General features: G+C 41.0%; 3 protein-coding genes and 1 pseudogene. 2 read left to right on the top strand and 2 right to left on the bottom strand.

The annotated features are described in order from the left end of the window. Positions 1–12 precede the first annotated feature (12 nt). Both QUA53_RS28635 and QUA53_RS28630 read right to left on the bottom strand, forming a co-directional pair. Complete coding sequence (locus tag QUA53_RS28635) at positions 13–342, bottom strand: hypothetical protein (RefSeq protein WP_333101230.1); 330 nt, start codon at positions 340–342, stop codon at positions 13–15. Positions 343–385: 43 nt separating this feature from the next. Continuing rightward, positions 386–1,534, bottom strand: a pseudogene (locus QUA53_RS28630) (IS4 family transposase). A 524-nt stretch (positions 1,535–2,058) separates the two neighbouring features. Here QUA53_RS28630 and QUA53_RS28625 point away from each other — a divergent pair. Both QUA53_RS28625 and QUA53_RS28620 read left to right on the top strand, forming a co-directional pair. Beyond that, a complete protein-coding gene (locus QUA53_RS28625; protein ID WP_333101228.1) occupies positions 2,059–2,805 on the top strand; it encodes a dienelactone hydrolase family protein in 747 nt (248 codons plus the stop codon). Between the two features lie 99 nt (positions 2,806–2,904). Beyond that, positions 2,905–3,804 carry a S1 RNA-binding domain-containing protein gene (locus QUA53_RS28620; RefSeq protein ID WP_333101226.1) on the top strand — a complete coding sequence of 300 codons (900 nt, stop codon included), beginning with the start codon at positions 2,905–2,907 and terminating at the stop codon, positions 3,802–3,804. Positions 3,805–4,144: the final 340 nt, after the last annotated feature.

Raw genomic sequence — 4,144 nt, 5'->3', positions numbered from 1 at the left:
ACTGTCACCAACCTAAAAAGCCTTCTCTTCAGTTAGACTGGCTTTTGCGTCCTTCGGCTTAACCCGAACTGACGTTAAATACTGTAAAATCCCAGACCATCCTGTTAGAAAACCAATGACATGATTTGTTAAATATGATAATATTTCCTGAAGTTTTACACGGAGTTCGTCAAGATTAATGAAGACTAACTTAGCTAAAAACCCTTTGATGTATTTCCATAATCTTTCTGTTGGATTTGCTTCAGGACAATGAGGAGGTTGAAATAGTAAAATAATATTGTCTGGTAATTCAGATGTGATTAAAAGATGACCTGGAGCATTATCGACTTGAATAATATGCAATTCATCGGGATATTGAAGCGACCTGAAAGGGTGACAAAAATCGCTACAATACAGTTCTGATAAGCTTTGCTGCCATTTTACCTATTTGATAATTTGACCGTTTATTGGGGTGTAAACTAATATATTCTCTCACTTATTTTTGACAAATATCCATAAAGATTACCCAGTTTTTCGCTCGCATACCCACTTGAAATGTACTGTGCGAACGATAAATACGTTTGGGTTGTTTGGGACGAGCTACATATTTTTGCACTCCCATTTTTTTGACTAATTTTCCTTCAATAATTGTCGCTGTATAAGCAATGCTTACTAACAACATTAAGGTCAATAGCCTGGGTTCTGATACTTGGGCATCTTCAATGTTATAGCCACCGTTTTTATAATCTATAAACATTTTTTCTATATCAAATCTTTGTTTATAAGCGCTTATAGCAGCTTTTAAAGTTTTTAATTTAGTTAATATAAACCATCCTTCTTTGACTGTGACTCCGCGATATTTTCCTTTCCATTTACAAGCGACGTTAGCTTTAAATCCTTTAAATTTTGTCATTTTGGTTCCGGATAAAAATAAAGACATTTCCGGTCGAATTCCTAAATTTTTTAATTCTACCCACATTTCTCCTTCCCGGAGAATGTATTCGGATTTTTTCAACCTCAGACAAAAATTCACTTTTTGTTCGTCAAGCCAGTTCCCTAAAATAACCGAACAAAATTCTCGGTCTCCTAAAATGACTATTCGATAGTTTCTAATGATTGGTAATATTTTGGTGAAAGCGGCTTTTTGTTGCTGAAAATTACTATTTCCTTTTTTCGGTAAGAGCTCAAAATATAGAGGAATCTCTCTTTTGTCCCAAATTATACTGATTCTTAGAAAATTAAACTGGCTTCATTTAGTTCTATCAATGGCTATATGAAGACTATCAGTAGGGGGAAAATAAAGATTTAATAAATCTGTAATAAGAACCCGCCAGATTTTTTCCACAGTCTGTTGAGGAAGCATCAGAAATCTTTGAATTTTTTTACGACGACTTTCATAAGTGATAGGTAATGGTAAGTCAGAGGCGAGTTTCCCTAACTCTACATATCTTTGGGCTTGAATGACGATTATTAAGAGCTTTAACATCAATAATTCAGCTAGACTTAAATACTTTCTAAGCTGAATCATATAAAATTCAGGAATTTTAAAATTCATTGTCATTAGCTTTTGGTTATTAAGAATTTATCAATAACTTTTTGGCTGCTCAAGTAGGCTGAAACTGCCTAACAGTAAAAATTATAGTTTATATTGTCTCCCTTTTAGACAGTTAGCAAAAGCCATAGACTTTGCATTTAATGAAGTTACAGAGCAAAAATATTTGAGATTGGTTTACTCACTGCTGTTATTGTACCTCATCTTTTTGATAAAGGCTATATCTAAAAAATCTCACGAACAATCAAAATAAAATGTTTTCAAGCCTAGGCTTATCAAAATCTGTGTTTGAGTAAACCACTTATCAAAACTTACATTTTACCGAAACTTTATATCTCTTAATTGCTAGGGATGAGCCACCCCGAATTATTCAGCCCAACCTAAACCTTCAATAAATAGCGAATTTTTACCTGGCATATTTGCACTATTTGCGCTGCGCGGTCCCGAAAGATATAATTGCAGAATTGCCTAAAAATTTCCCAAGTCAACTTAAAATCAGTAGAGTGGCATTTACCTTAAAACTCCCTATGACAAAAGCCGAAATTAGCACCAAAAACATCACAGTTCCTAACGGGGATTTGCAAATAGCTGCATACCTAGCCCAGCCAGTCTCCCTAGGGCAATTTCCTGCTGTTATCGTAATTCAAGAAATCTTTGGCGTCAACTCGCACATCCGCGAAGTTACTGAAAGAATAGCAAAAGAAGGATATGTGGCGATCGCCCCAGCCATTTACCAGCGTCAAGCCCCCGGCTTTGAAACCGGCTACACGCCCGAAGCCATCCAAATCGGCAGAGAATACAAAGAAAAAACCACAGCTTCCGAACTTCTGGGCGATATCCAAGCCACTATCAATTACCTCAAAACTCTACCCTCTGTCAAACCAGAAGGTTTTGGCTGCATTGGTTTCTGCTTTGGAGGACACGTCGCCTACCTTGCCGCTACTTTGCCCGACATCAAGGCTACAGCGTCGTTCTACGGCGCCGGTATCGCCACCCAAACCCCCGGCGGCGGCACCCCCACGATCGCCCGCACAGCAGACATTAAAGGCACTCTCTACGCCTTTTTTGGTACTCAAGACCCCAGCATTCCCTTAGAACAAGTTGACCAAATCGCCACAGAATTGCAAAAACACAGTATTTCTCACCAAATTTTCCGCTACAATGCCGATCACGGCTTCTTCTGCGACCACCGCGGCAGTTACGACGCTACGGCAGCAGCCGACTCGTGGGTGCAGGTGAAGCAGCTATTTCATCAGCAACTTCAACCAGCTTAGAGAGTGGGAGATGGGGAGATAGGGAGATGGGGAGAGTGGGAAAATTTTTTCTACTGACGACTGCCAACTAAATTACTGACAACTGACAACTAAACTGACATGAATTCCAAATCTACAGGTTCTCAAAGCGCAAAACCATCCTTTTCAATGGATGATTTTGCTAAAGCCCTCGAACAGCACAATTACGAGTTCCAGAAGGGACAAGTAGTGCGCGGCAAAGTGTTCGAGTACGACTCAAACGGCGCGTATGTTGATATCGGTGGCAAGTCTTCGGCTTTTTTGCCGATCGAAGAGGCTGCTTTGAGAACAGTAACGGATTTGTCGGAAGTGGTTCCGCTGGACGAGGAACGGGACTTTTTGATTATCCGCGAACAAGATGCAGATGGCCAAGTTACCTTGTCTCTGCGGCAGTTACAAATTCAGCAAGCTTGGGAAGATTTAATTGATTTGCAGGAAACCGGTAAAGTTCTTCAGGTGCTGGTTACTGGGGCGAATAAGGGCGGCGTGACAGTAGATGTTCAGGGAATGCGCGGTTTTATTCCCCGATCGCACTTAGTGGACCGCGATAACCTAGAATCGCTGATCGGTCAATCTTTGAGCGTTAATTTTTTGGAAGTCGATCGCGAACGAGAAAAACTCGTACTTTCCCAGCGGATGGCGACTCAATCGAATGCCTTCAAGGATTTGCAAATTGGTCAGTTGGTGGAAGGAAAAGTCAGCAGCATCAAGCCTTTTGGCGTGTTTGTGGACTTGGAAGGAGTTAGCGGTTTGCTGCACATCAAGCAAGTCAGCCAAAAATATATTGATAACCTTGGCAAGGTGTTTGCTCCCGGTCAACCCCTGAAAGCGATTGTGCTTGACCTCGATGAAAGTCGCGGCCGGATTTCTCTTTCTACTCGGGTACTGGAAAATTATCCCGGGGAAATGGTGGATAAAATGGCGGATGTTATGGATACCGCAGAAGAGCGATCGGAACGTGCTCGCAAGACTCTTTCTTAAGTCTTGATATAATTACCACCCCGACTTATTTAAGAAGTCGGGGATCTAAGAGGGCGATCGTTTTACGTTTAATTAGCTTGATTTACTTATTTTGCATTGTACATCGACCTGACGGGGTGACAACCCCGTCAAAAGCTTGATAAAATCAAGGACATAGCCCTCAAACCCTTCTGAAAGAATGGGAGCTTATTGCGTCTAATTTTCATCAATTCCGCAATAGTTGCATGGCAAAAATCCATCCCTACTCCCTCCGCTTCGTTGCGCCCACAATTGACCATATAATCCAATCCAAAAACTACTATGACGGCGTTGCGCTCGTTTCCACTCAATCAGGCGACCG

This window comes from Microcoleus sp. Pol12B3 (assembly GCF_036701355.1).
In the GTDB taxonomy this organism is placed as follows: Bacteria; Cyanobacteriota; Cyanobacteriia; order Cyanobacteriales; family Microcoleaceae; genus Microcoleus.
Note: the sequence above shows the minus strand (reverse complement) of the source record. Positions and strands in the feature narration are given on the sequence as shown.

Excerpts from the sequence above, each read along its gene's own strand:
- QUA53_RS28625 (WP_333101228.1), top strand. The coding sequence starts at position 2,059 with ATGACAAAAGCCGAAATTAGCACCAAAAACATCACAGTTCCTAACGGG.
- QUA53_RS28620 (WP_333101226.1), top strand. The coding sequence starts at position 2,905 with ATGAATTCCAAATCTACAGGTTCTCAAAGCGCAAAACCATCCTTTTCA.